This is a genomic window from Novosphingobium oxfordense, assembly GCF_044029435.1.
GTDB lineage: Bacteria > Pseudomonadota > Alphaproteobacteria > Sphingomonadales > Sphingomonadaceae > Novosphingobium.
Map to the genome: position 1 here is coordinate 3,225,001 of NZ_CP147005.1, position 24,444 is coordinate 3,249,444.

25 protein-coding genes and 2 tRNA genes (1 of these 27 only partly in view) are annotated in these 24,444 nt (G+C 64.8%); 12 read left to right on the forward strand and 15 right to left on the reverse strand.

Features of this window, described 5'->3' with window-relative positions:
* The 6 genes from WBP07_RS15330 to WBP07_RS15355 form a co-directional block, all read right to left on the reverse strand.
* A protein-coding gene (locus WBP07_RS15330; protein ID WP_395392350.1) for a TonB-dependent receptor crosses the window boundary here: on the reverse strand, positions 1-2,084 show its 5' portion. The gene continues 487 nt to the left of window position 1, outside the view; only the first 2,084 of its 2,571 coding nucleotides appear in the window; the start codon lies at positions 2,082-2,084; the stop codon falls past the left edge of the window.
* 127 nt (positions 2,085-2,211) lie between these two features.
* Positions 2,212-2,412, reverse strand: coding sequence for a YezD family protein (locus WBP07_RS15335; protein WP_395329831.1), 201 nt, complete (start codon positions 2,410-2,412; stop codon positions 2,212-2,214).
* A 240-nt stretch (positions 2,413-2,652) separates the two neighbouring features.
* Positions 2,653-3,096 carry an RrF2 family transcriptional regulator gene (locus WBP07_RS15340; protein WP_395392352.1) on the reverse strand — a complete coding sequence of 148 codons (444 nt, stop codon included), beginning with the start codon at positions 3,094-3,096 and terminating at the stop codon, positions 2,653-2,655.
* A 169-nt stretch (positions 3,097-3,265) separates the two neighbouring features.
* A complete protein-coding gene (locus WBP07_RS15345) occupies positions 3,266-3,754 on the reverse strand; it encodes a hypothetical protein (protein ID WP_395392354.1) in 489 nt (162 codons plus the stop codon).
* Between the two features lie 13 nt (positions 3,755-3,767).
* Complete coding sequence (locus tag WBP07_RS15350) at positions 3,768-4,574, reverse strand: SDR family NAD(P)-dependent oxidoreductase (RefSeq protein ID WP_395392356.1); 807 nt, start codon at positions 4,572-4,574, stop codon at positions 3,768-3,770.
* Positions 4,575-4,635: 61 nt separating this feature from the next.
* Positions 4,636-4,800, reverse strand: coding sequence for a hypothetical protein (locus WBP07_RS15355; protein ID WP_395392357.1), 165 nt, complete (start codon positions 4,798-4,800; stop codon positions 4,636-4,638).
* Between the two features lie 152 nt (positions 4,801-4,952).
* Between WBP07_RS15355 and WBP07_RS15360 the strand changes: the two genes are divergently transcribed.
* The gene (locus WBP07_RS15360; protein ID WP_395392359.1) at positions 4,953-5,957 is read left to right on the forward strand and encodes a GlxA family transcriptional regulator; all 1,005 of its coding nucleotides are present in this window, start codon (positions 4,953-4,955) and stop codon (positions 5,955-5,957) included.
* Positions 5,958-5,980: 23 nt separating this feature from the next.
* Here the strand turns inward: WBP07_RS15360 and WBP07_RS15365 are convergent.
* A tRNA-Arg gene (locus tag WBP07_RS15365) sits at positions 5,981-6,057 on the reverse strand.
* 137 nt (positions 6,058-6,194) lie between these two features.
* Between WBP07_RS15365 and WBP07_RS15370 the strand changes: the two genes are divergently transcribed.
* From WBP07_RS15370 to WBP07_RS15405, 8 genes are all read left to right on the forward strand, one after another.
* Entirely contained in the window at positions 6,195-6,695 is a 501-nt protein-coding gene (locus tag WBP07_RS15370) for a hypothetical protein (RefSeq protein WP_395392360.1), read from the forward strand.
* Between the two features lie 41 nt (positions 6,696-6,736).
* Positions 6,737-7,222 (forward strand): MmcB family DNA repair protein, encoded by a 486-nt coding sequence (locus WBP07_RS15375; RefSeq protein ID WP_395392362.1) that lies wholly within the window; start codon positions 6,737-6,739, stop codon positions 7,220-7,222.
* A 538-nt stretch (positions 7,223-7,760) separates the two neighbouring features.
* A complete protein-coding gene (locus WBP07_RS15380) occupies positions 7,761-9,314 on the forward strand; it encodes a DEAD/DEAH box helicase (protein ID WP_395392364.1) in 1,554 nt (517 codons plus the stop codon).
* 515 nt (positions 9,315-9,829) lie between these two features.
* Positions 9,830-10,672: a murein hydrolase activator EnvC family protein gene (locus tag WBP07_RS15385; protein WP_395392366.1), complete on the forward strand. Its 843-nt coding sequence runs from the start codon at positions 9,830-9,832 to the stop codon at positions 10,670-10,672.
* Positions 10,673-10,841: 169 nt separating this feature from the next.
* Positions 10,842-12,227, forward strand: a complete 1,386-nt coding sequence (locus tag WBP07_RS15390; RefSeq protein ID WP_395392368.1) for a S41 family peptidase — start codon at positions 10,842-10,844, stop codon at positions 12,225-12,227.
* A gap of 11 nt (positions 12,228-12,238) precedes the next feature.
* Complete coding sequence (locus WBP07_RS15395; RefSeq protein ID WP_395392369.1) at positions 12,239-12,730, forward strand: disulfide bond formation protein B; 492 nt, start codon at positions 12,239-12,241, stop codon at positions 12,728-12,730.
* Positions 12,731-12,759: 29 nt separating this feature from the next.
* Positions 12,760-13,251 (forward strand): demethoxyubiquinone hydroxylase family protein, encoded by a 492-nt coding sequence (locus tag WBP07_RS15400; protein WP_395392371.1) that lies wholly within the window; start codon positions 12,760-12,762, stop codon positions 13,249-13,251.
* A 204-nt stretch (positions 13,252-13,455) separates the two neighbouring features.
* The gene (locus WBP07_RS15405) at positions 13,456-14,070 is read left to right on the forward strand and encodes a hypothetical protein (RefSeq protein ID WP_395392373.1); all 615 of its coding nucleotides are present in this window, start codon (positions 13,456-13,458) and stop codon (positions 14,068-14,070) included.
* 92 nt (positions 14,071-14,162) lie between these two features.
* Here WBP07_RS15405 and fabI read toward each other — a convergent pair whose 3' ends face one another.
* The 8 genes from fabI to WBP07_RS15445 all read right to left on the reverse strand — a co-directional run bounded on the left by fabI (position 14,163) and on the right by WBP07_RS15445 (position 20,154).
* A complete protein-coding gene (fabI, locus tag WBP07_RS15410) occupies positions 14,163-14,966 on the reverse strand; it encodes an enoyl-ACP reductase FabI (RefSeq protein WP_395392375.1) in 804 nt (267 codons plus the stop codon).
* Entirely contained in the window at positions 14,963-15,982 is a 1,020-nt protein-coding gene (locus tag WBP07_RS15415; protein WP_395392377.1) for a YihY/virulence factor BrkB family protein, read from the reverse strand. Before WBP07_RS15415 ends, fabI begins: the two co-directional genes overlap by 4 nt.
* 74 nt (positions 15,983-16,056) lie before the next feature.
* Positions 16,057-16,989: a bifunctional riboflavin kinase/FAD synthetase gene (locus WBP07_RS15420; RefSeq protein ID WP_395392379.1), complete on the reverse strand. Its 933-nt coding sequence runs from the start codon at positions 16,987-16,989 to the stop codon at positions 16,057-16,059.
* A gap of 12 nt (positions 16,990-17,001) precedes the next feature.
* A complete protein-coding gene (locus WBP07_RS15425; RefSeq protein ID WP_395392381.1) occupies positions 17,002-17,487 on the reverse strand; it encodes a dihydrofolate reductase in 486 nt (161 codons plus the stop codon).
* Positions 17,488-17,495: 8 nt separating this feature from the next.
* Positions 17,496-18,560, reverse strand: a complete 1,065-nt coding sequence (locus WBP07_RS15430) for a 5-(carboxyamino)imidazole ribonucleotide synthase (RefSeq protein WP_395392382.1) — start codon at positions 18,558-18,560, stop codon at positions 17,496-17,498.
* 19 nt (positions 18,561-18,579) lie between these two features.
* Positions 18,580-19,065 carry a 5-(carboxyamino)imidazole ribonucleotide mutase gene (purE, locus tag WBP07_RS15435; RefSeq protein ID WP_395392384.1) on the reverse strand — a complete coding sequence of 162 codons (486 nt, stop codon included), beginning with the start codon at positions 19,063-19,065 and terminating at the stop codon, positions 18,580-18,582.
* A 1-nt stretch (position 19,066) separates the two neighbouring features.
* Positions 19,067-19,753, reverse strand: coding sequence for a 2,3-diphosphoglycerate-dependent phosphoglycerate mutase (gene gpmA / locus WBP07_RS15440; protein WP_395392386.1), 687 nt, complete (start codon positions 19,751-19,753; stop codon positions 19,067-19,069).
* Between the two features lie 77 nt (positions 19,754-19,830).
* The gene (locus WBP07_RS15445) at positions 19,831-20,154 is read right to left on the reverse strand and encodes a hypothetical protein (RefSeq protein WP_395392388.1); all 324 of its coding nucleotides are present in this window, start codon (positions 20,152-20,154) and stop codon (positions 19,831-19,833) included.
* A 70-nt stretch (positions 20,155-20,224) separates the two neighbouring features.
* Here WBP07_RS15445 and WBP07_RS15450 point away from each other — a divergent pair.
* The 3 genes from WBP07_RS15450 to WBP07_RS15460 all read left to right on the forward strand — a co-directional run bounded on the left by WBP07_RS15450 (position 20,225) and on the right by WBP07_RS15460 (position 24,411).
* A tRNA-Thr gene (locus WBP07_RS15450) sits at positions 20,225-20,299 on the forward strand.
* Between the two features lie 189 nt (positions 20,300-20,488).
* The gene (locus tag WBP07_RS15455; RefSeq protein ID WP_395392390.1) at positions 20,489-23,284 is read left to right on the forward strand and encodes a TonB-dependent receptor; all 2,796 of its coding nucleotides are present in this window, start codon (positions 20,489-20,491) and stop codon (positions 23,282-23,284) included.
* Complete coding sequence (locus tag WBP07_RS15460) at positions 23,284-24,411, forward strand: phytase (protein WP_395392392.1); 1,128 nt, start codon at positions 23,284-23,286, stop codon at positions 24,409-24,411. Before WBP07_RS15455 ends, WBP07_RS15460 begins: the two co-directional genes overlap by 1 nt.
* Positions 24,412-24,444: the final 33 nt, after the last annotated feature.

Sequence of the window (24,444 nt, forward strand, 5' to 3'; positions counted from 1 at the left end):
GTCGCGTCCGTATAGGCGCCGTTGACGTAAGCGTTGAAACGTTCGCTCGGGCGGACCGAGAAGTCCCACTCCACGCCCTGCGAGCGCACCTGCTGCGCATTGGCGAGATAGCCGCGCAGCACGCCATACTGGCCGTTGGTGACGTTGGCCTGATAATCGCCGATGTCCGAGCGGAAGATCGACAGGTTGAAGGTCGCGCGGCGATCCCAGAACTGCGTCTTGATACCCGCTTCGTAGTTATGGACCGATTCCGGCTTCACCGTCTGCGCGGCCAGGATTGGGTTGTTCTGCGCATCGACCGGGACACCGTTCTGGTTGATGCCGCCCGACTTGAAGCTCTTCGCATAAGTCGCATAGACGAGGATGTCTGGCGTGACCTTGTAGCTGACATTGAAGTCGTAGCTGAAATTCCAGTCGCTGAACTCGGGTGAGATTTCCTGCGGCGTGTAGATCGCCAGCTGCGCGGACTGCGTAGCCGTGTAAGACGCCTGGCCCAGCAGCAGCTCGTTACCCTGCCCGTCGAAGACGCGGCGCTGATAGTAGCCGTCCTTCTTGTCGTAGTTCAGGCGCACGCCCGGCTGGACGGTCAGTTCCGGCGTGACATGCCAGCTAAGCTGGCCGAACAGCGCGGCGCTGGTGTTCTTGAGGTATTGGGTGTTGTAGGCGACCAGTCCGTTGAGCACCGCAGGGTTGCAAGCCAGCTGGTTCGCAGCGCTGGGGCCGCAACCCGAAGAGCCCGGCGGAACCTGCGCAACGGTGCCCGGGTTGATGTTCCAGCGACTGGCGGCCGCGCCTTGCGATTCGGTGCCCTGCGTGTCGATCCGCTGATAGAAGCCGAAAGCGCCCACCACGAAATCGAAGTGCTTGCCGCTGTAGTTGTACCGCAGTTCCTGCGTGTACTGATCCTGCTGCGAGGGATTCTGGGAAAGCGCCACGATCGGCAGACCGGTGAAATCGCGGTCGTTCGACGGGTTCCAGTCCCAGAAACGCCAGGCGCTGATGGAGGTCAGCGTGCCGGGGCCCACGTCCCACTTCACGCGCACCGAGGCGCCGCCGATCTTGTTCTTAGCCTTCAGCGGCGTGTCGAGGTCGGTCAGGCGATCGTAGGGATTGGTGCTGGGCGGCGTATAGCCGAGCGCGGCAGCAAGCGCCGGATACTGGCGGTTGGCCGCGCGCTGCGTGGAACCATAGCCCACGAAGACCGAGCCGCAGCAATTCGCATCCTGCGTGCTGTAGTCACCCGCGAAGGTGATCGCCAAGGCATCCGTGGGTTTCCAGAGCACCTGCCCGCGCAGGCCGATGTTATCCTGGCTCTGGATCCACTGGTTGGTCGTCACGTTGTAGATCGTGCCGCGCCGGTCAGTGGTCGAGGCTGCGATGCGGACCGCCACCGTGTCGGACAGGGGCCCGGAAACGGCGACTTTGGCCTGCTTGAAGTTGTAGTTGCCGACCGACACCTCTGCCTTGCCCTGAAAATCAAAGGTAGGCTGGTTGGTGGTGATGTTGATCGCGCCGGCCGTGGTGTTCTTGCCGTAGAGCGTGCCTTGCGGGCCGCGCAGCACTTCGATCTGGGCAACGTCGAGGAAGTCGAACGTGGCCGAAGCGACGCGCGAGTTGTAGACGTCGTCGATATAGATGCCGACGCCTTGCTCGATACCATCGTTGGTGAGGCCGAACGGCACGCCCAGGCCGCGAATGTTCACGGCGGTGTTGCGCGGGTTCGAGGAATAGAACTGCAGCGTCGGCGTCAGCTGCTGGAGACGGCCGACGTTGAAGGCGCCGGTGGAATCGAGATGCTCACCGCCCACGACGGAAATCGCCAGCGGCACTTCCTGGCTCGATTCCTGACGGCGGCGCGCGGTAACGAGGATCTCGCCGCCGCGATCGTGGGCGCCGGTGCCGACCGAGGTGGGCGATTCCTGATCCGCGTCCGTCCCGGAAGCGGCCGTGGCAGTCGCCACCGCAGGCGCCGCGGCGGGCGCGGATGTTTCGCTGGCCAAGGCCGGCGTGGCCAGCAGCAGCGTGAACGAAATGCAGGCGAGCGGAAGCGGGGCCGGAAGCGGCCCACGGATGTGTCTTCTCATGAAGTCCCCCTTGAATATGTCGCGGTTCGAATGTCGCTATTCGAGGGCCTCACATCCGGTGGTCCGGTCTGCTTGGCGGCAGTCGTTAAATCGGTTTTTTGTCAGAATCCGGTGTCGTTGCGCACGCTTAGGAAGCGAAGCGCTTTCGTTCGGTGATGTCGAGCTGGACCAGCTTTCCATCGTGGACTGTCATTTGGATGACGCCGTAGCGCATCCTGTCGAGAGCATCGGCGACGACCTGAAGCGGGGCCGCCTTGGAGTTCGAGCCCTCGGAGTCCCTGGAAAGGTGAAGTCCCGATCGCTGGGTATCCGTTGACGGTTGAGCCATGGCGAATCTTTCCTCCGAGCGCGGCGCCTTGCACCGCCACGTCAGTTGATATTCTCAACCTAAAAAGTTGACAATACCCCTAGCCGAAAGTTTCTCGCATTCACGCCCAAACAAAATCTATTTACGCCGAAGCGATGCTTTGGCGTGCGATACGATCCGAAAGGGGTAGAGGCAGGCGAAGACCTTCGCCTCACACGCTGAAATGTAACGGAAAGCGCCGAAATCCGCCGCAATGGCGCGTCAGGCGGCTTCGTCTTCTTCCTGCGCAGGAACCGGGTCGATCCGGTCCGAAAGCCGGATGCCGTCCAACAGATCGGCGGTGCGATCCCGTACTTCCAGCATCAGCGCGCGGGTGCGGCAATCGCCTTCCTCAAGGCAATTCTTGCACTTCTCATGCGCGAAGCGGCTGGCGCATGGCACCAGCGCGAGCGATCCGCGCATGATGCGGATCAGATCGCCATAGGTGATATCGACCGGGGCCACCGCCAGCCAGTAACCGCCATCCTTGCCGCGCTGGGAATCGACGATGCCGAAGCGGGTCAGCTCGGACAGGATCGTCGTCAGGAACTTGGCGGGGATGTTCTGGGCTTCCGCGATCTGCGCCAGCTGGATGGGACCTTGCCCGTAGTGATCGGCAAGATGCTGCATGGCGCGGATGGCATAGCGGGTTTTCTGCGAAAGCACGGGACTGTCATGCCTCAAGGGCGGAGTCGCTGGCAAGCACATGCAAGGCCCGATTCGCACTTTGTCAGCCATTACGGTTGGGAATTCGGTGGAAACATTTTGCGCGCAAGGACCGGGTGATCCTCGCGCGCATTTTGAAGGGAGATTCAGGCCCTCGAATGTGGGGCGATCAGACCCTGCGCGCCGCCCGAAAAGACAGTGCGCCAACGCCGATCATCGCCACCAGCATCACCATTTGGGCAACGAGGAACGGCGGCTCCGTTCCCGACGGTGCCAGGGCATGAAGCGGCGGGATCTTGAGGAATGCCTGCGTCACGAAAGCCAGCAAGTTCAGGTAAAGCGCGATGCTGGCGCTGACAGCGTAGACCGCCGCCGCCCGGCCACGCAACTTGAGCCCGAAATAAGCGGCGAAAGCCAGGGCCAGCATCGGGACGGAGACGACGCCGGTGAGGAATGCCGGAGTCGGTCCGTTGAAGGGGAACATGAACCCGGTGATCGTGGTCGCGGCGGTGGTCAGGAGGAACAGGCCGGAGAGCGCCGCAATGCGGCGGTGTCCGGCAGCGAAGGCGGCCATGACCACGATCCCGCTCGCGATCGCCACAAGGCTGATCGCGACGTGAAGGGCAGTGAACTGGCCAAGGGTGAGACCGATGATCATGGCGCGTGCCTCCCTAGTTCGCCACGACCGCGCGGTAGCGCGCGGCGGGCTTGGCAAGAGACAGGTTGGGGCGCAGTGCGGTGCGCGCGGCGATATAAGCCTCGTACTGCGCCATGTCCGGCAGTGCGGGAATCGTCACTGTCTCGCCCATGTCCAGCCCGGCCAGCGCGGCGTCGACCATGTCCTCCGCCTCCATCACCATGTGCGCGGGCAATTGGGCCATCTTTTCCTCGGTCCAGATCGCGGTGCGGGTGATGCCCGGCAGCACGGCCTGAACACGCACGCCCTTGGGGCCCAGCTCGGCTGCCAGCGCTTCGCTGAAAGCAAGGACATAGGCCTTGGTCGCAGGATAGACGGCCGTGAACGCCTCCGGCATCAGCGCGGTGACCGAGGTGACGTTGATGATCGTCCCGATTCCCCCGAATTCTGGCCCGCGTTCCGCCAGCCTTGGCGCGATGGCCGCCGAAAGCCGGGTGACTGCGCGGATATTCAGGTCGATCATGCCCGAAAGGTAATCGGGATCGGCATCAAGGATCGTCCCCTCGTTGGCAATGCCGGCATTGTTGACGAGGCCGATGATGGAGGCGTCTTCACGCAGCCGTTGTTCCACGTGCAACAGATCTTCGCCCTTGGCGAGATCGGCCCCGATCACCTCGACCGAGACGCCGGTTTCAGCCTCCAGCCGGGCAGCCAGTTCGGCCAGCTTGTCCTTGCGGCGGGCGACCAGGATCAGGTCATGCCCACGACGGGCCAGCCGGTCTGCATAGAGCGCGCCGATCCCGTCGGACGCGCCGGTAACGAGGTAGGTCTTGGCGTTCATCACATTACTCCTTCTGCACAGGAGCCCGGCAATCGTCGCCGCCGGGCATCGTTTCCGGGGTTCAGTTGCGAATGAGGTCGAGGAGATCGGCGTTGAAACGGCCCGCCCCATATACCTTGGCCCCATATACCTTGGCCCGATATACATTGAGAGCGTGCGGCTTGGCGATCCTGCCCTCGTGATCCCGATAATGGGTGGCAGTGCTGCCATTCCCGATCGCCGCCATCGTCCAGATCCTCTTTCGCGACGGGCGCCCTTTGCGCCCCCTTTGCCTCGAATGAGACAGAAGGTACGCTGCCCGCCCGAGGCCCGGGATTGTCGCAGACGACATTGAGCAGGCCGATTCCGACATTCGGTTCCGATGGAGAGGGTGCGACGATGAATCCGGCGAAAGCAACGCAGTCAGTCTCTGGCGCTCGCGAAGTGGGCCTGGTGCTCTACCGGAACTGCCAGGCGGCCATGGTCCACGGCATTACCGACCTGTTCGTCATCGCCTCGCACTTCTCCACCCGCAACGGTGGCCCGGCCCTACGCGTCAGCCATTGGGAACAAGGCGAGGACGGCACTTTCGCCCGCTGCCACGACACTGCGCCCGACGAATCGGGCGAACCCTCCGTGCTGATCGTGCCCGGCCGCCTGACCGGCCCGGCCGACCGCGAGGAGGCCGCGCCCTATGCCCGCTGGCTGCTGGACCGCCACGCACGCGGCACCACCCTCGCCTCCAACTGCGGCGGCGCCTTCATCCTGGCGGCGACTGGCTTGCTGGACGGCCGCCCCGCCACCACCCACTGGCTGTTCGCGCGCGAGTTGCAGGAACGCTTTCCCGAAGTGCGGGTCGATGCCGATCGTATCGTCATAGAGGATGGCGACCTGATCACCGCCGGTGGGCTGATGGCCTGGACAGACCTGGGCCTGCGGCTGGTCGATCGCCTCCTTGGCCCCTCGGTAACGATAGAGACCGCCAAGTTCCTGCTGATCGACCCCGCCGGCCGCGAACAGCGCCACTATTCCAGCTTTGCCCCCCGCCTCACCCACGGCGACGAGGCGATCCTGAAAGTCCAGCACTGGCTGCAATCGCGCGCCGGCCGCGCGACCAGCCTTGCCGAGATATCCGAACAGGCGGGGCTGGAGGAACGCACGCTGCAACGCCGCTTCAAGAACGCCACCGGCATGAAGCCCATCGAATACGTGCAGCATCTGCGAATCGGCAAGGCGCGCGAACTGCTGGAATTCACCCGCCGCCCGATCGACCAGATCGCCTGGACCGTGGGTTACGAGGATTCGACGGCGTTCCGCCGCACCTTCCACCGCATCCTCGGCCTGACGCCGGGCGACTACCGCGCACGCTTCCACAGCGGCGCCGATCTGGCGATCGCCGCGTGAAGACGTCGATGATTTGAGGAGAATGGTGCACCCGACAGGATTCGAACCTGTGGCCTCTGCCTTCGGAGGGCAGCGCTCTATCCAGCTGAGCTACGGGTGCAGTGCCGGGGCGACTAGCAGAGCATGGGCGGCGTTGCCAGCCACAAATATCGTCATCCCACTACAGTCCACGGGAAAATGTGCAGCGGATGGTGAGTTAGTAAATTCGCAATAGCCTTTCCGCTATCGAATCCCCTCATGGACGCGACGGGTAGCTTCTCGGACGGACAATGGGCCGACACTGCGGACGCGGGCGCCGATGCGCCGGCTTACGACCGTGCCGCCTCTGCCCGTGACCGGCTGGACTACGTGGCGTCCTGGCCGCAACCGGCCGACAATCCTTCCGCACCGGCTGCGCTCGGCTCGATCGCCATGAAATGGGCTGCGCTCCATCAGGCGGGGCAGGTCGTTGCCGCCATTGCCGGTATCGAGGGAGACAGCCCCAGTCTGGAAACGCGCGCCTTTCCGGCGATCATGCGCGAAACGGGCGGTTGGCGCTGCCGGTTGGCCGAACAGGGAATCGAGGACCTGACCGCGATCATGGAGCCCGGCCTTTGCGCCTTGCTCGCAGCGTTGGATCGCGGGGCGGACCCGCGCGCTGCCGCGCGGTCGCTGTGGACCGAATTCTTGGCCGCGCGCGATGCCATGGTCGCCCTGGCCCCGCCCGACGCGCTTAACCTCGCGAATCCGCCGGCCTAAGCGACTGCTTGAAAGTTCTTGCTATGTTCCTATGATGGGGCATGGCCGATGTCGATTCTCCCCTTTCGCCGATCACTGCATCAGACGTCGCGCGCGGCGTCGGGCGTCTTTTTGCGCGCAACGATGTCTGGTGCCTTCCCGAAATGCCGCTGCGCTGCGGCCGACGAGCGGACCTGATGGGCGTGGACGCCAAGGGGCACGTCATCATCGTAGAGATCAAGGTGAGCCGCGCCGACCTGTTGGGCGACGGCAAGTGGACCGACTATCTGGACTATTGCGACCGGTTCTACTGGGCGCTCCCCCCGTCGCTGGATCGGGCCCCGCTGGAAACCGAACTGTTCCTGCCCGAGCGCTGCGGCGTGATCGTGGCCGATGGCTACGATGCGGAGATTCTGCGCCCTGCCCCGCTCCACCAGCTTGCTGCCGCGCGCCGCAAGGTGGAGACCGAGCGCCTCGCCCGTGCGGCATTGCGCCGGCTGGTGACATTGGGCGATCCGCAAACGCTGCAATGGGGTAGTGAGGGTTGAAGATAAGTTCTGAACGGCTTGCAGTGCCTCTAGAAATCGATCCAACCGAATAAGCTTCGTCGCCCCCGCGAAGGCGGGGGGCCCGCTTTCCTTTTTCTGCACGGCGAGAACAAACGGGATCCCCACCCTCGCGGGGATGACGGTTTTTGGATTCCCCCGTTGTTTCGCTGGTAAATCAGGATGAGGCTTCAAGCGACCGCCGCGCGGTAAAGCATCGCACACCCCACGCCCACCATCCAGCCCAACGCCGCCAGTCCCAGCCCCGGTCCAGCACTCGCCGCCAATTACCCCAAAACGCAATTTTCTTGCGTTATCCCCAACCGTGCACTAAATGCACGCCAAGCAACCGGCGCGCGGGGTCCATTTCCCGCCGCAATCCGAGAGCAGCGTGAGGTTTCCGGCGTCAACGCCTGAACCGGCCCGGACGAGCGGTTGCACCTGAACCAGCTTCCTTCTTCACGCAGGGTCGCCCGAAACGACACCTAGCTCCGCGCGCCTTTTCCTATCCGCGCGCCCGGGCTGCTTGTGAAAGTGACTTATGTCCTATTTCTCCGAACTTGGTCTGGCCGAGCCGATTCTCCGTGCGCTGACCGCCAAGGGCTATACCGATCCCTCGCCGATCCAGCGCCAGTCGATCCCGGCACTGCTCGAAGGCCGTGACCTTCTGGGCATCGCGCAGACCGGCACCGGCAAGACCGCCGCGTTCTCGCTGCCTTCGCTGCACCGCCTCGCGAACGATGCCAAGCCGCGCCAGAATGCCGGCTGCCGCATGCTCGTGCTCTCGCCCACCCGCGAACTGGCCGCCCAGATCGCCGAGAACATGCGCGGCTATGCCAAGTTCCTCAACCTCACTGTCCAGTGCGTGTTCGGCGGCGTGCCCGCCGGCAAGCAGGCCCGCGCGCTTGAGCGTGGCACCGACATCCTGGTCGCCACCCCCGGCCGCCTGCTCGACCTGATCGACAGCCGCGCGCTGACGCTGCGCCATGTCGAGATCTTCGTGCTCGACGAAGCCGACCAGATGATGGATCTGGGCTTCATCCAGCCGCTGAAGCGGGTTGCCGCGCTGCTGCCCAAGACGCGCCAGAGCCTGTTCTTCTCCGCCACGATGCCGCAGGCGATCGCCGAACTGGGCAAGCAGTTCATCAACAATCCGGTCAAGGTGGAGGTCGCCCCGCAGTCGACCACGGCCGAGCGCGTCGAACAGTACGCCACCTTCATCAACCAGGCCGAAAAGCAGGCGCTGCTGACGCTCAGCCTGCGTGCCGGCCTGGCCGAGGACGCGGCCGAGGCGGCCGACCATGGCGCGATCGACCGCGCGCTGGTCTTCACCCGCACCAAGCACGGCGCTGACCGCGTTGTCCGTCACCTCGTCGCCGCCGGCATCCCGGCCGCCGCGATCCACGGCAACAAGAGCCAGGCTCAGCGCACCGCCGCGCTCGGCGGGTTCCGTCAGGGCACGATCCGCATCCTGGTCGCCACCGATATTGCCGCGCGCGGCATCGACGTTTCGGGCGTGAGCCACGTCTACAACTTCGAGATTCCGAACGTGGCCGAACAATACGTCCATCGCATCGGCCGCACCGCGCGTGCCGGCGCGGACGGCGTGGCGATCAGCTACGTCGCGCCGGACGAAAAGCCCTACATCCGCGACATCGAGAAGCTGACCCGCGTAAAGCTGGCCCCGCTGCCGCTGCCGGAAGACTTCCAGAAGCAGGCTTCGCGTCTGCCTGCGCCTTCGCGCCGTGCGCCGACCGAGCTTCAGGGCAACGATCGCGGCAATGGCCGCAGCGGCGGCCAGGGCGGACGTGGCAACGGCCGCGGCAATGGCGGCAACCGCCAGCAGCCGCGCGGCGAGCGTCGCGATGGCGACAATCGCCGTGATGGCCAGCGCAGCGACGGCCAACGCCAGGAAGGTCAGCGTGACGGCCAGCGCCGTGACGACCGCCGTCGCGACGACCGGCCGCGTCAGGATGCCCCGCGCGGCGATCGCCGCGAACAGGGCGGCGAACAGCAGGGTGAGAAGCGTCGTTTCCGCCCGCGCGGCCCCAAGGGCGTTGGCGCACACAAGGGCGCCGTTCGCCGCACCGGCTGATCGGACACCGTGACGGGAGGGGCAGCGAGCCGGTGAGGTTTCCTCCGCTTGTTGCCCCTCCCTTCCCCGTTCCCCCTTTGCGCGGGACTCGCAGTGCTTTAGGCACGCCGGCGTGAGCCCGCGCAACCGCATGATCCTGATTGCTTCGGCCGCCGTGGCGGCAGGCGCCGTCGTGTTTGCCGGTCAGGGCCAGAGCCGCATCGGCGCGCTGGCCGTGCTCGATCCGGCAGTTGACGCGACGCAAGCGCAGCAGGACATGATTGCCGCGCGGCGAGAGGGCGATCTGGCCCGTCGCCGTGCCGAGGCGCTGGAAAAGAAGGCGCGCGGCGCCAGCGAACGGCTGGAGAAAACCGCGCGCGAAGCCGCCGCGGTTGCGGCGCGCATTCAGGAAACCGAAGCGGGCATCATCACACAGCAGGCCAAGCTCCGCCTGATCGGGTCGGAACGCGCGGCACTGCGCCAGCGGCTGGCAGTGCGCCAGGCTCCCCCTCGCCCGTCTCACCGGATCACTGCAATTGCTCAGCCGCCGTCCGCCCATACTGGCGATGCTGCGGCCCGGATCGGTGCAGGACGCCGTCTATCTGCGCGCCTTGCTCGATACCATGCTGCCGCAAGTCCAGCGCCGCACGGCGGGCCTTCGGGCCGAGATAGAACGCGGTCGCGCGCTGGAGGTGCAGGCGCTCAATGCCCGAACCGAACTGGCCGCCACCGAAAGCCAGATGCGCGAACGACGCAACCAGCTTGCCGTGCTGGAAACCCGCCAGCGGCTGACCAGTCGCCAGGCCAGCGGCATTGCCGCGCGCGAGGCCGAACACGCCCTGGCCCTTGCCGAAACCGCGCGGGACCTTGGCGATCTGGTGGATGAAATGGGCCATCAGGGCGCCCTGCGCGAACAGCTTTCCGCCCTGCCGGGCCCGATCATGCGGCCGGACCGGCCCGAGGATGCCCGCGTTATCGAGGCTTCCCGGTTCGACGCGCCGCCCGAGGGGCTGGCCAGCTACATCCTGCCGGTGGCGGGCCGTGTCGTCACCGGCTTCGGCGAAGTGCTGCCTGGGCAGGCCCCTTCGCGCGGGCTATCCCTGGCGACCCGCGCGCATGCCCAGATCGTTGCCCCGGCGCCCGGCCGGGTGGCCTATGCCGGATCCTACAGCGGTTTTGGCCGCATCGTCATCATCGAGCACGACGGCGGCTGGACCTCGCTGGTGACCGGCCTTTCACAGCTGGACGTCGCGGTGGGGGACAGCATCGTCGGGGGATCCCCGCTTGGCCAGACCGGCCCCGGCGATCCGCGCGTGCAGGTGGAGCTTCGCCACGCCGGCGTGCCGGTGAATCCGCTGCAATATGTCCGCTCGCTCTGATGCCTGGCTGGCGCGGCATCACGGCAACGAAGATCCCATCCGCGCATGACGCGCTGGCAATTGCCGGCACGCCCCGGTATTATGCCGGGGTGACTGGCCCACGCGGCGTGATAGTCAAGAATACCCCCGGCTTCCGCCGGATGCGATACACGAGAGGCGACGCAGCCCGATGAAGTTTGGCTCTACCAAGTTCGTTTCCATTATCCGTGCGACCCTGCTGGTTTCCGCCGTCGCCGTACTGCCCGCCGCAACCTCCGGCCTTGCCGCCGTCGACAGCGATGCGGGGCGCGAATTCCAGAAGCTTTTCACCATCTACCAGCTGGTCAAGGCCAACTATGTGGACCCGGTGGACGACGACAAGCTGCTGAAGGGCGCGATCGACGGCATGCTGGCCAGCCTGGACCCGCATTCGAACTATCTCGACGGCCCGGCCAAGCAGCGCCTCGAAACGATGATCGACGGCAACTACACCGGGCTTGGCCTTTCCGTGGTGGAAGACGACGGCGCAGTGAAGGTCGTCTCTCCGTTCAAGGGCAGCCCGGCCGAAAAGGCCGGCATCAAGGCGGGCGACTACATCACCCACCTGGACGGCACGCTCTATTACGAACGTGATCTGGACGAAGCGGTCGACAAGATGCGCGGCCCCGCCGGCACTTCCATCCGTCTGACGATCTTCCGCCAGGGCCGCGACGCGCCGTTCGACGTTACCGTCACGCGCGGCGTCATCGAACTGGAGCCGGTGACCTGGGAACTGAAGGACGACGTCGGCGTCATCTCGGTCAACGAATTCTCCCGCGACGTCGGCAACTTCGTGAACAAGGGCATTGCCGACCTGAAGGTTCAGGCCGCCAAGAAGGGCACCAAGCTGGATGGCCTGGTGCTGGACTTGCGCTCCAACCCCGGCGGTTCGCTGGACGAGGCGGTGGCACTGTCCGACCTGTTCGTGGACCATGGCACGATCGTTTCGCAGCGCGGCCGCATCGCCAGCGAAAACCAGTATTACCGCGCCGAAACCGTGTTCAAGGGCGATGTCGTGAAGGGCATGCCGCTGGTCGTGCTGGTGGACGCCGGTTCCGCCTCGGCTTCCGAAATCGTCGCCGGTGCGCTGCAGGACCTGCACCGCGCGGTGATCATGGGCGATCGCACCTTCGGCAAGGGCTCGGTCCAGTCGTACATCCCGCTCGACAAGGAAAGCGCGATCAAGATCACCACCGCGCGTTATTACACGCCGTCCGGCCATTCGGTGCAGGAAGGCGGCATCGTGCCGGATATCAAGGTACCGCAGCTTTCCGATCCGGACGCCCGCGCCCGGTCCGAACGGGCCGTGCGGGAATCCGATCTGCGCAGCCACCTGATCAACGAAGCCGCGCTCGACGATAAGGAACTGGAAAAGGACAAGGCCGACGATCCGCGCTTCAAGGTGAGCGCGGATGAGCTGAAGAAGCGCGGCATCACCGATTTCCAGCTGAGCTACGCGATCGACACGCTGCGCCGCACCGCCGGCAAGCCCGCGCTCGCCACTGCCGCCACGCCGGCCGTCCCGGGCAAGAACTGAAGGCTTCCGCGATGACCGTAACCGTTGCCGCACCCTTGCGCGCCGCCCGTCTGCTTGCGCTGGCGATCCCCGTGATCGCACTCGGCGGGGCCTACATCAGCCAGTACGGCTTTGGCCTGCACCCTTGCGAGATGTGCTGGTGGCAACGCTATGGCCAGATGTTCGCCCTGCCTTTCGCGGCGCTGGCGTTCTTCTGGCGGCCGGTGCGCCCGCTGGTCGCGGTGGCCGCACTGGGCATCCTCAGCTCGGGGCTGATCGGCGGCTATCACGCGGGCGTCGAATATGGCTGGTGGGAAGGCTTCACAGCCTGCACCGCCAGCCCCTTCGCCAGTGGCGGCGATCCGATGGCGGCGATCATGGCTGCGCCGCTGATCCGGTGCGATGTGGCGCCGTGGACGCTGGGCGGCATCTCGCTGGCCGGCTTCAACTTCCTTCTTTCCACCCTGGGCGCGCTGGGCATCTTCGCCCTTGTCGCCCGCAGCTTTTCCGCAACAAGGGCCTGACCGTCATGACCTCATCGAAGACAGAGCGCATGATTCGCGTCGATCAGGCCGGGGAATATGGCGCGGTGCGCATCTATGCCGGGCAGATGGCGGTCATGGGCGCGCGCGCGCCGCATTCGACCGAGATCGCCGGCATGGCCGAGCAGGAGGCCGAGCATAAGGCCCGGTTCGACCGCATGATTGCAGAGCGTGGTGTGCGCCCCACCCTGCTCCAGCCGATCTGGTCGGTGGCCGGCTATGCGCTGGGCGCGGCCACGGCGCTGATCGGGCCCGAAGCGGCGATGGCCTGCACCGCCGCGATCGAAACCGAGATCGACCGCCACTATACCGAACAGCTTGAGGATCTGGGGGACGAGGATCCCGAACTGGGCCAAGTGATCGCCAAGTTCCGGGACGAGGAACGCGAACACCGCGACGCCGCCCTCGCCGCCGGGGCGGAGCGGGCGCCGGCCTATCCGCTGCTGTTCAACGCCATCCGCATGGGATGCCGCGTGGCCATCAAGCTTTCGGAAAGAATCTGAAATTCGGGCGTTATATTGACGCGGCCGGTGCCGGACGAAAATGCCCATGCGGGCATTTTCCAAACAGGCTGTAAGATTTTTGGTCACCGCGTTTTCCGAGTCATCGGGTGATTTCATCTGATTGGAGAGCGCTCTTAAGCTACCGTTCAAGGGTTGCCGGCCCTATACCGGGCTTGCGACATACTCACGACTGGAGCAATTCCGATGACGCGCCTCATGACCACCGCAGCAGCCATCGCAGCCCTTGGGCTGGGGCTGACCATGGGCGCGCTGCCCGCCGCCGCTCAAGCCCAGAACGCCGATCAGGACCAGGCCGCGGCCCCCGGCGGCGAGAAGGTCAACCAGCTGATCATCTACGGCAACGATCCCTGCCCGGTTTCGTCTGAGGGAGAGATCACGGTCTGCGCGCGCAAGGCGGAATCGGAACGCTATCGCATTCCCGAACCGCTGCGTGGGATCGATTCGCCCACCTCGCAGGCGTGGAGCAACAAGGTTCAGGCCTATGAGACCGTGGGCGCCTTCGGCAACATGAGCTGCTCTCCGGTCGGCCCCGGCGGCGCCTCCGGCTGCACGCAGCAGCTGATCAACCGCGCCTATTCGGAACGCGCCAACGGTTCGGAAGTGCGGTTCAGCGAGCTGATTTCCGCCGAACGCGAAAAGCGCCTCTCCACCATCGATGCCGATGCCGCCGCGCAGCAGAAGCGCGTGGAACAGGCGGAGCAGGCCTATTTCGAACAGCAGAAGCGCCAGGCCGCCGCGACCGACGCGGCTGAAGGTGCCTCCGGCAAGACCGACGCGCCGCTGCCCCAGCCGAAGTAATCGCGCCGGAAACCAACGAGGCACGAAAAAGGGCCGGAAGGATCGCTCCTTCCGGCCCTTTTCGATTCCGCGTTCTGTTCCGGGGTCGCGCCTCAGCTCAGCGCGATGTCCGGGGCATCTTCCTGCTTCATGCCGACCAGGTGATAGCCCGAATCGACGTGATGGACTTCACCGGTGACGCCCGACGACAGGTCCGAGAGGAAATAGAGACCCGAACCGCCCACATCCTCGATCGTGGTGTTGCGGCGCAGCGGCGAGTTCAGCTCGTTCCACTTCAGGATGTAGCGGAAATCGCCGATGCCGCTGGCGGCCAGCGTCTTGATCGGGCCGGCCGAGATCGCGTTCACGCGGATGTTCTGCGGGCCCAGATCGTTGGCGAGGTACTTCACCGAGGTTTCGAGCGCCGCCTTGGCCACGCCCATCACGTTATAGTGCGGGACCACCTTCTCGGCGCCGTAGTAGGTCAGCGTCAGGATCGACCCGCCTTCGCGCATCATCGGTTCCGCCCGCTTGGCCACGGCGACCAGGCTGTAGGCCGAGATGTTCATCGTCATCAGGAAGTTTTCGAGGCTGGTGTCGACATACTTGCCGCGCAGCTCGTTCTTGTCCGAGAAGCCGATGGCGTGGACGACGAAGTCGATGGTTTCCCAACGGCTCTTCAGCGTTTCGAAAGCGGTATCCAGCGCCGCCATGTCCGAAACGTCGCAATCGATGAGGAAATCGCTGCCCAGGCTTTCCGCCAGCGGCTTGACGCGCTTGGCCAGTGCTTCGCCCTGATAGGAGAAGGCCAGTTCCGCGCCGTGTTCGTGCAGTTTCTTCGCGATGCCCCAGGCCAGGGACTTGTCGTTGGCAAGGCCCATGATCAGGCCGCGTTTACCCTGCATCAGACCGGTCATTCGTGTTCTTCCTGTGCTTCGTTGTTCTCGGCAGCCCCTTTCGGGAATCCGCCGTTGCCGTCCTGATGTCCCGCGAGCATCTCCTGCTCCTCGGGACTGACGGTGAGGGCCGCGTTGAGTTCCGCGCCCGCAACCATCCCTAGTCCGACAAACCAGAAAAAGAAAAGCGCGATCATCACCCCGGCAATGCTTCCGTAAGTCAGATCGTAAGCGATGAAATTGCGCAACACTCTGGGCAGGGCCCATGCGGTCGCGAGCCACCACGTCGCCACCAATACAGCCCCGGGCCATTTGGGGAAGCCCCTCCCTTGGTATCGGGAGGGCGTGAGCATGTAAAACAGCGTATAAAGCGAGCCGAACAGCGTGCCCGCCGTCACCAGCCGCGAGATGGCGAGCTGATAATCGAACCGGCCCAGCCGCGGAAACAGGTCCAGCAGCACGTCCTCGATCAGCGAGAGGAACACCTGGGACGAGAGCGAGAGCAGCATCAGCAGCACCGCGCCGAAGATCAGTCCGCTCGATACCAACCGGTTGCGCCAGAAAGCGCGCCTCTTGGTGATGCCGTAGGAGCGATAAAGAATGTCGCGGATCGTCTCGACCAGGCTGGTCGCGGTCCACACGCCCAACATGCCGCCCACCCAGAGCAGCCAGCCGTGCCGGGCCCGCACCGCATCGTGTGCGACGGGGGCCAGCGCCTCTCGCACCCGCAGCGGCAGCGCCTGAAGCAGTGCGGTGATAGACTGGTCGAGCTGGCCCTGCTCGCCCACGGCCGAGTAGATCGCGGCCACAGCGATGCAGAACGGGAACAGCGCCACCATGGTCATGTAGGCAAGATTGCCGGCGTGGATGAACCCGTCTTCCCAGGTTCCCTCGATCACGCGCCGGGCGATCACGAACGGCCGCGCGGTCAGGTTGGGACGCGGGATTCGCGGCCCACGCCCTTCGCGCCAGAGCAAGGCTGCCCGCCGTCGCGCCTCGGGCGTCATCGGGGGCTCGTTCGGCAGTTCGACTTGCACCCCGCCGACATAGGGCCTGTGGGCGACTTGTTCAAATCCGGTAAGGATTTGCGTCAGGTCTCAGCCGCGCAATCTCAGACCAGATTGGCGAGCAATTCCCGTGCGCGATCGCAATCGAGCGCCATCTGCGCCTTCAGCGCGTCGATCGAATCGAACTTCGCCTCACCGCGCAGATAGTGATGGAAGGCCACTTCGATCTCCTGATCGTAAAGATCGCCGGCGAAATCGAAGAAGTGCGGCTCCAGCAGTTCCTTGGGCGGATCGAACGTCGGGCGAATGCCCATGTTCGCCGCGCCCATCAGCGTGCGGCCATCGGGCAGATGGCCGGTCACCGCATAGATGCCGTAACGCGGGCGCAGGTAGTTCGCCATGTCGAGATTGGCGGTGGGAAAGCCGATTACCCGCCCGCGCTTGTCGCCATGCTGCACATGGCCGCGAATGGCGAAAGGCCGCGTCAGCAGACGCCCGGCGGTTTCGCAGTCGCCCGCCTGAAGCGCCTCACGAATGCGGCTGGAACTGACCGGCAATCCGTCGTCGAGCACGGCGCCGACCGCGCGCGATTCGATATCGAACTTGCCGCCCACTTCCTTCAGCACGCAGGGATTGCCGCTGCGCGCCTTGCCGAAAGTAAAGTCGTCTCCGGTAACGACACCGGCCACGCCAAGCTGACCGGCAAGGATCTGCTCGATCCACTGTTCGGCATGCATGCCGGCCATGGCGTCATCGAAATGGAAAACCAGCATGGCGTCCGCACCGGCTTCGCCGAACAGTTCCTGACGCTGGTCCAGCGTGGTCAGGCGGAACGGTTCAGCATCGGGCTGGAAATGGCGGACGGGATGCGGATCGAACGTGGCGACGATCGCCTTGCGCCCTTCGGCGCGCGCCCAGCGGATCGCCTCGCCGACGACAGCCTGATGGCCTTGGTGGAATCCGTCGAAATTGCCCAGCGCCAGCACGGCGCCGCGCATGTCGGCGGGAAAGGGCTCACGGTTGTCGAGGCGAATCATGTCGGTTCGGGCCTATAAGTCGCGCACGAGTGTCACGAAAGCATATGCGGGATAGACGCCTTCCGCCGCGTGTTCCTCACGCGCGGTTTCGCGCCATTCGCTGCCGGGGCGGGGCATGAAGGTATCGCCTTCATAGTCCCCGTGAATCTCGGTCAGTTCGATACGGTCTGCACAGCCGGCGAAGAGGCCGTAGATTTCCGCACCGCCGATCACGGCAATCTCGCCCTCACCGGCCAGATCGAGTGCCTGATCCACGGTGTGGACCACTTCGGCGCCTTCGGCCTGCCAGGATTCGTCGCGGGTCAGCACGATATGGCGGCGGCCGGGCAGCGGCGAAGGGAAGCTGTCGAAGGTCTTGCGGCCCATGATCATGGGCCTTCCCATCGTCAGCGCCTTGAAGCGCTTAAGGTCAGCCGGCAGGCGCCAGGGCAATGCCCCGTCACGCCCGATCGTGCCGTTTTCGGCGCGTGCGTAGATAAGGAAGATATCCTGCGCCAAGTCGCCGATCAGTCCTGCCCGAAGGAGAGGCGCGTCACGTGCCCCATCTTGCGGCCGGGCCGCGCCGCGGCCTTGCCATAAAGGTGGAGGTGATTGGCGGGATCGGCAAGGATTGTCGCCCAGTCATGCGCCTCGTCCCCGATCAGGTTGCGCATTTCCACCGAAGCGGCGGCGAGTCCGGTGCCACCCAGCGGCAGCCCGCAGATAGCGCGCACGTGGTTTTCGAACTGAGAGGTGACTGCGCCCTCGATCGTCCAGTGCCCCGAATTGTGCACGCGCGGTGCCATCTCATTGAACACGGGACCGTTCTCGGTCGCGAAGATTTCCAGCGTCAGCACGCCGACATAGTCCAGCGCTTCGGCCACTTTCGCCGCCAGCGCGCGGGCGGCTGGAACCTGATCGAGAATGCCCTGACTGGCCGGCACGGTGCTGAGCGAGAGAATGCCGCTCTCATGCACGTTCTCGGCCGAATCGAAATAGCGGATGTCGCCATCGGCACCGCGGCAGAGGATCACGGAAAACTCGGCGAAGAAGGTGACGAAGCCTTCGTAGATCAGTGCCTGCGCCGGAAGATCGAGACCCTCCGCATCCTCAGGCTTCATGATCCGCCATTGGCCCTTGCCGTCGTAACCATCGCGCCGGGTCTTTAGGATGCCCGGCGTGCCGATCTCGGCAATCGCCGCCGCCAGATCCTCGGCCGAATCGACCGGGAAGAACGGTGCGGGCTTGCCACCCAACTCCGTGACGAAGCGCTTCTCGTTCAGCCGGTCCTGCGCGGTTTCCAACGCACGGGCGTGGGCGAGCAGCGGCACATCGCCCAGCGCCGCCAGCGGGCCCACGGGCACGTTCTCGAACTCGTAGGTAACCACGGCGCAGTCGGCGGCGAACTTCGTCATCGCCTCGGTATCGTCCCAGGCGGCGCAGGTGAAAGCGGCGCTGACTTCGGCGGCGATCGAATCGGCCTCCGGCGCGTAAATGTGGCAGCGATAGCCAAGCTGCGCGGCGGCCATCGCGATCATCCGGCCAAGCTGGCCGCCACCAAGAATGCCGATGGTTTCGCCGGGGGGAATCATTGCGCCGTTACTCGATATATCAGGAAGGACGGATTGCCACGCTTTCGGTCTGCGCGGCACGGAAAGCCTTGAGCCGTTCGGCCAGAGCCTCATCGGTGGTGGCCAGAATCGCAGCGGCGAGCAGGCCGGCATTGGCCGCGCCCGCTTCACCGATCGCCAGCGTGCCGACCGGGATGCCCGCCGGCATCTGCACGATCGACAGCAGGCTGTCCTGCCCCGAAAGCGCCTTGGACTGGACCGGCACGCCCAGCACCGGCAGGTGCGTGAGCGCGGCGACCATGCCCGGAAGGTGCGCGGCGCCACCGGCGCCGGCGATCACCACCTTGAAGCCTTCGTCGGCCGCGCCCTTGGCGAAGTCCACCATGCGTTCCGGCGTTCGGTGGGCGGAGACGATGCGCGCATCATAGGCGACGCCCAGCTTGTCCAGCATCTCGGCCGCCTTACCCATGGTCGGCCAGTCGGACTGGCTGCCCATGATGATCGCCACCGGCACCTTCGCGGTCATCTCAACGCTCCGAGAGGTAGTAGCGGTCGAGCACCGCGAGATCGTTACCCAGCTCGTAGACGATCGGCTGGCCGGTCGGGATTTCCAGACCGGTGATCTCGTCATCCGAAATGTGCGATAGGTGCTTCACCAGCGCGCGCAGCGAATTGCCGTGCGCGGAAACGAGCACGTCGGCGCCTGCCTTCAGGTGCGGCACGATCGAGCCTTGATAGTAAGGCAGCACGCGCGCGATGGTGTCCTTCAGGCTTTCGGTCTGCGGCACGTCGATCCCGGCGTAGCGCGGATCGGCCGAGAGATCGAACTCGCTGCCCTTTTCCAGCACCGGCGGCGGCGTGTCGAAGCTGCGGCGCCAGATCTTCACCTGGTCCTCGCCATGCTTGGCGGCGGTCTCCGCCTTGTTCAGGCCGGTCAGCCCGCCATAGTGACGCTCGTTCAGGCGCCAGTCCTTGGTCTCGGGAATCCACAGCAGGCCGGCGGCTTCCAGTGCCAGGTGCAGCGTGCGGATCGCGCGCGTCTGCAACGAGGTGAAGGCGACGTCGGGCGCGATGCCCTTTTCCTTGAGAAGCGTGCCGGCGGCGCGGGCCTCTTCCTCACCCAGCGGGGTCAAGTCGACATCCCACCAACCGGTGAAGCGGTTTTCAAGGTTCCATTGGCTCTGGCCGTGGCGGACGAGGATCAGGCGAGGCACTGCTTACTCCCGGGTCTCATCGGCGCTCCGGCGGGGAACGCCTTTTGGCAGACTGACTGTATGTCTGGGCGCAGCCCCTAGCTTTCCGGGGGCGATTTGGAAAGAGCGCCCGATTCGTTTTCGATGCCATTCGCGGCGTCTTTTTCGCCCGCCGGACCGTCCGGCGATTCCGATTCGCCCATCGCGCTTCCCGCATCGGGTGCCGCGGCATCGAATGCGCGGGCCTGTGCCTTGCGGCGGCGAAGATTTTCACGAAGCTTGGCGGCAAGCCGTTCCTCGCGGGATTGCTGGGGCTGCGTCATGGCAAATGGGTCTTTCAGGGGCCGTTCCGTCCCCCGCGGAATGGCCTTCCGAAAAAGAATGCGCAAGCACCGCTTGACAATTGCTCCGGCCACGGACATTAGCGCGCCCCTGCCCCGGGTCGCCGTGGGCAAGCGCTGAAGCGCTGGCCGAAAGGCCTTCGGATCAGGCGCTGCTGTAGCTCAGTGGTAGAGCGCGTCATTGGTAATGACGAGGTCGGGAGTTCAATCCTCCCCAGCAGCACCATTCCCCTCCCTTGAAATTTCCCGGAACCGGTGCCCCCAGCGATGATTCGCTGCCGGAGTCTTCGCCCTGTGGCCAATATGTTGCACCGCAGCGGCGCATCATAAAATCGCCAAGTTACAGCACAAAACTGTCACATAACCTACCTAGAGGCCGCCCCAATTCCTTAATGCAACAGGGGTTTGCCTCAAGATGAAGATGTCCGTGCGCCTCCTTTCGGGGCTGCTTGCCTCGGCCTCCTTTGCCACGATCGCCCATGCGGGCGAGATTACCGGTAACGTTCATGACGCCGCCGGCGTCCGCTCTCTGCAGTCGGCCGGCGTGCGGATCGTCGAACTCGATCGCAGCGTGCAGACCGACCGCGCCGGGCAGTTCATTTTCGGTGACGTGCCCGCCGGCACCTACACCCTTGAAGCCCGCTATGTCGGCGCCGAAGTGACGACGCAGACCGTCACCGTGCCCGCCACCGGCCGCGTTTCGACCACGTTCGATCTGGCAGCCATCGGCGGCGGCGACATCCTCGTCACCGGCCAGACCGCCAACCTGACCAGCGCCCTGTCGCGCCAGAAGGCGGCCGATGGCGTCGTCTCGGTGCTGACGCGCGATGCCGTGGGCCAATTCCCCGACCAGAACGTGGCCGAATCGCTGCGCCGCCTGCCGGGCGTGAATATCCTCAACGACCAGGGCGAAGGCCGCTACGTTTCGGTTCGCGGCCTAGATCCCGATCTTAACGGCACCTCGATCAACGGCGTGCGCATGCCCGCACCGGAATCGGATGCCCGCTCGGTCGCGCTCGACGTGATCTCATCCGACACCATCGAATCGATCGAAGTGAAGAAGAGCTTCACGCCGGACATGGACGGCGACTTCATCGGTGCCTCGGTGGAGATCAACACCACCAGCGCCTTCGATTCGAAGAAGAACCGCTACTCGGTCAGCGCCGAAGGCAGCTGGAACGACTATTCGGGCAAGGTCACCCCCAAGGGCGCTTTCGACTTCACGCAGAAGCTGGGCGACAACTTCGGCATCGCCGGCTCGGTCAGCTACTACAAGCGCAAGTTCGAGACCGACAATGTCGAAACCGGCGGCTGGAATGTCGACGACAACGGCAATGCCTGGGCCGAAACGGTCGAATACCGCGACTATGACGTGGAACGCACGCGCATCAACGCCGCGCTCTCGCTGGACTGGCGCGCTTCGGACACGACCAAGGCCTATGTCCGCGGCAACTGGGCGCAGTTCGACGATCACGAATATCGCCGCCGCACCACCCTCGACTTCGGCGATTTCGAAGGGCCCACTTCGGTCAGCGGCACCACCGCGAAGTTCGATACCGCCTCGCTCGACGATGACAGCGACCTGACCGTCGAGCGCGACCTGAAGGACCGCTTCGAACGCCAGCGCATCCGCAGCGTCGCCATCGGCAGCGATACCGACACCGGCATCTGGAAGTTCAACTGGCAGGCGAGCTACGCCAAGTCGACCGAGAAGGAGACCTTCTCGATCGATCCCACCCGCTTCCGCCAGAAGTTCGACAACGAATCCGGCCTCGTCATCGATACGGATTACGCAAATACCTATTACCCGACCTACTCGGTCTCCGGCGATACCGACGATTTCTACAATGCCGCCAAGTACAAGTTCAACAAGACCGAGCTGACCACCCTGTCCGACAGCCAGGACGAGGAATGGGCGGTGAAGGCCGACCTCGCCCGCACGTTCTCGGGCGATACCGGCGACTTCACGATCCAGGCCGGCGCCAAGGCCCGCTGGCGCAAGAAGTCCTACGACTTCAACATGACCTATTACGAGCTGGCCAAGGGCGCGAGCTACACGCTGGCCGACGTGCTGGGCAAACAGACCTACCGCCTGGCCGACATCGAGCCGGTTTCCAGCAAGACCGGCCCGGCCGACTATCTGCTCGACAATCCGGACTCCTTCACGGTCAACGCGTACGAAAGCGCGCTTAACTCGGCAGTCAGCGACTATTCGGTGCGCGAGGATATTCTGGCTGGCTATGCGATGGCCCGCTGGGACAGCGCCACGCTGCGCGTGATTGGCGGCGTTCGCATGGAGCGCACCCACAACAAACTGAACGGCAACCTCACCACCGACAACGGTGACGATACGATCACCGTCGATCCGGTCAGCTTCAAGCGCAACTACACCAACTGGCTGCCCAGCCTGACCCTGCGCTGGAGCCCGCAGCAGAACCTGGTCGCTCGCCTTGCCGGCTACAAGACCATCGTGCGCCCCAAGCTGTCGCAGATGGCCCCGCGCTTCACCGTGAACGAGGATAACGAGGCGGAATTCGGCAACCCGGATCTCAAGCCCTACCAAGCCTGGAACCTCGACGCTGGGTTCGAATACTACTTCGCCAACAACGGCGCGGTCTCGTTCGGCGCGTTCTACAAGTCGATCAAGGACTACGCGGTCAATCGCCGGTTCTACGACTACACCGTCAACGGCGTCCTCTATGACGAAGTGCTGATGCCGGTGAACGGTGACAAGGCGGAGATTGCCGGCCTGGAAGCCAGCGTCAGCCAGGTCTTCTCGATGCTGCCTTCGCCCTTCGACGGGTTGCTGACCCAGCTGAACTACACCTACACCTATGCCCGCGGCACGGTGCTGGATGATAACGACGTGGCGCGCCGTATTTCGCTGCCCAACGCCGCGAAGAACACTTTCAACGTCGTGCTCGGCTACGAAAAGGGCCCGATCAGCCTGCGCGCTGCCGGTACCTTCCGCGACAAGTACCTCGACGAAGTGGGCAATTCGTTCGAGACCGACCGCACAGTGAACCAGCATTTCCAGCTGGACCTTTCGGCCAAGTACAAGCTCACCGACAACATCCGCCTCTTCGCGGACTGGGTGAACGTCAACAATGCCAAGTACTTCGCCTACCAGAACCTCGCCGGCGCCAAGCGCGTGCTGCAGTATGAGGAATACGGCTCGACCGTGAAGTTCGGCGCGCGGGTGACCTTCTGATGAAGGCCGCTTTCACGCGCATCGCCGATGTCGTGAAGCTGAGCCAGAAAGCGGGGTCGGGAGCATTGCTCCCGGCCCTCATGCTTTCCGGCGCTTTGGCAGGCTGCGCGACCACCGCCACCACGCCGCCGGTGCGCCTTCCGGCCATCGACGTTCCCGCTGCGGGGGAAACGCAGCCGGTAGGCACCGCCAACGCCGATGCCGCCGACGATCCGGCGATCTGGCGCAATGCGGCCAATCCCGCTGCCAGCTTGGTGCTCGGCACCGACAAGAAGGCCGGGCTTTACGTCTATGGGCTCGACGGCAAAGTGCGCGATTTCGCCGCCGCCGGCGCGCTCAATAATGCGGACTTGCGCGAAGTACGCCGCGCGGGTGGCACCACCATCCTCGTCGGCGCCAGCGATCGCACCGATCGGGCCGAACCGCGCATCGCGCTGTTCACGCTGGACGGCGCAACCGGCAAGCTGACCTCGCTGGGGACCGATACTTTCCTTCCCGCCGGCCATGCCCCGGCCGAGGCCTATGGCTTCTGCATGGGCGCAGCCTTGGCGCAAGGCGAACTCGCCCGCGCCTATGTCGTGCTGAAAGACGGATCGGTGGCCGAAAGCCGCCTGGTCGAGCGTAATGGCCGAATCGTTCCCGACTATGTGCGGCTGGTGAAGTTCGCCACCCAGTCGGAAGGCTGCGTGGTCGACGATGCCGGCAAAGTGCTGTTCGTGGCTGAGGAAGACGTGGGCATCTGGAAGGTACCCTTGAGTGGGGAGAAACTGGTTGCCGAAGCTTTCGCGCGCGTGGGTGAGCAAGACGGCCTCGTCGCCGACGTGGAAGGCCTTGCCGTCGCCCGCGAGGATGGCGGCCGCGCCTGGCTGGTCGCATCGAGCCAGGGTGACAGCGCCTATGCCGTGTTCGACCTCGGCACCGGCAAACCCACCGGACGCTTCCGCATCAACGGCGGCGCGATCGGCGGCACCAGCGAGACCGACGGCATCGAAATCGCGCTCGGCGATTTCGGCCCGGCCTATCCCGATGGCCTGATGGTGGCGCAGGACGGCGACAACGCCCCGCATGCGCAGAACTTCAAGCTGGTTTCCTGGCGCGCGATTCGCAGCGCGTTGGGGATCGACTGATCGCAACTGCCCGCGACCGCACGGAGGTGACGT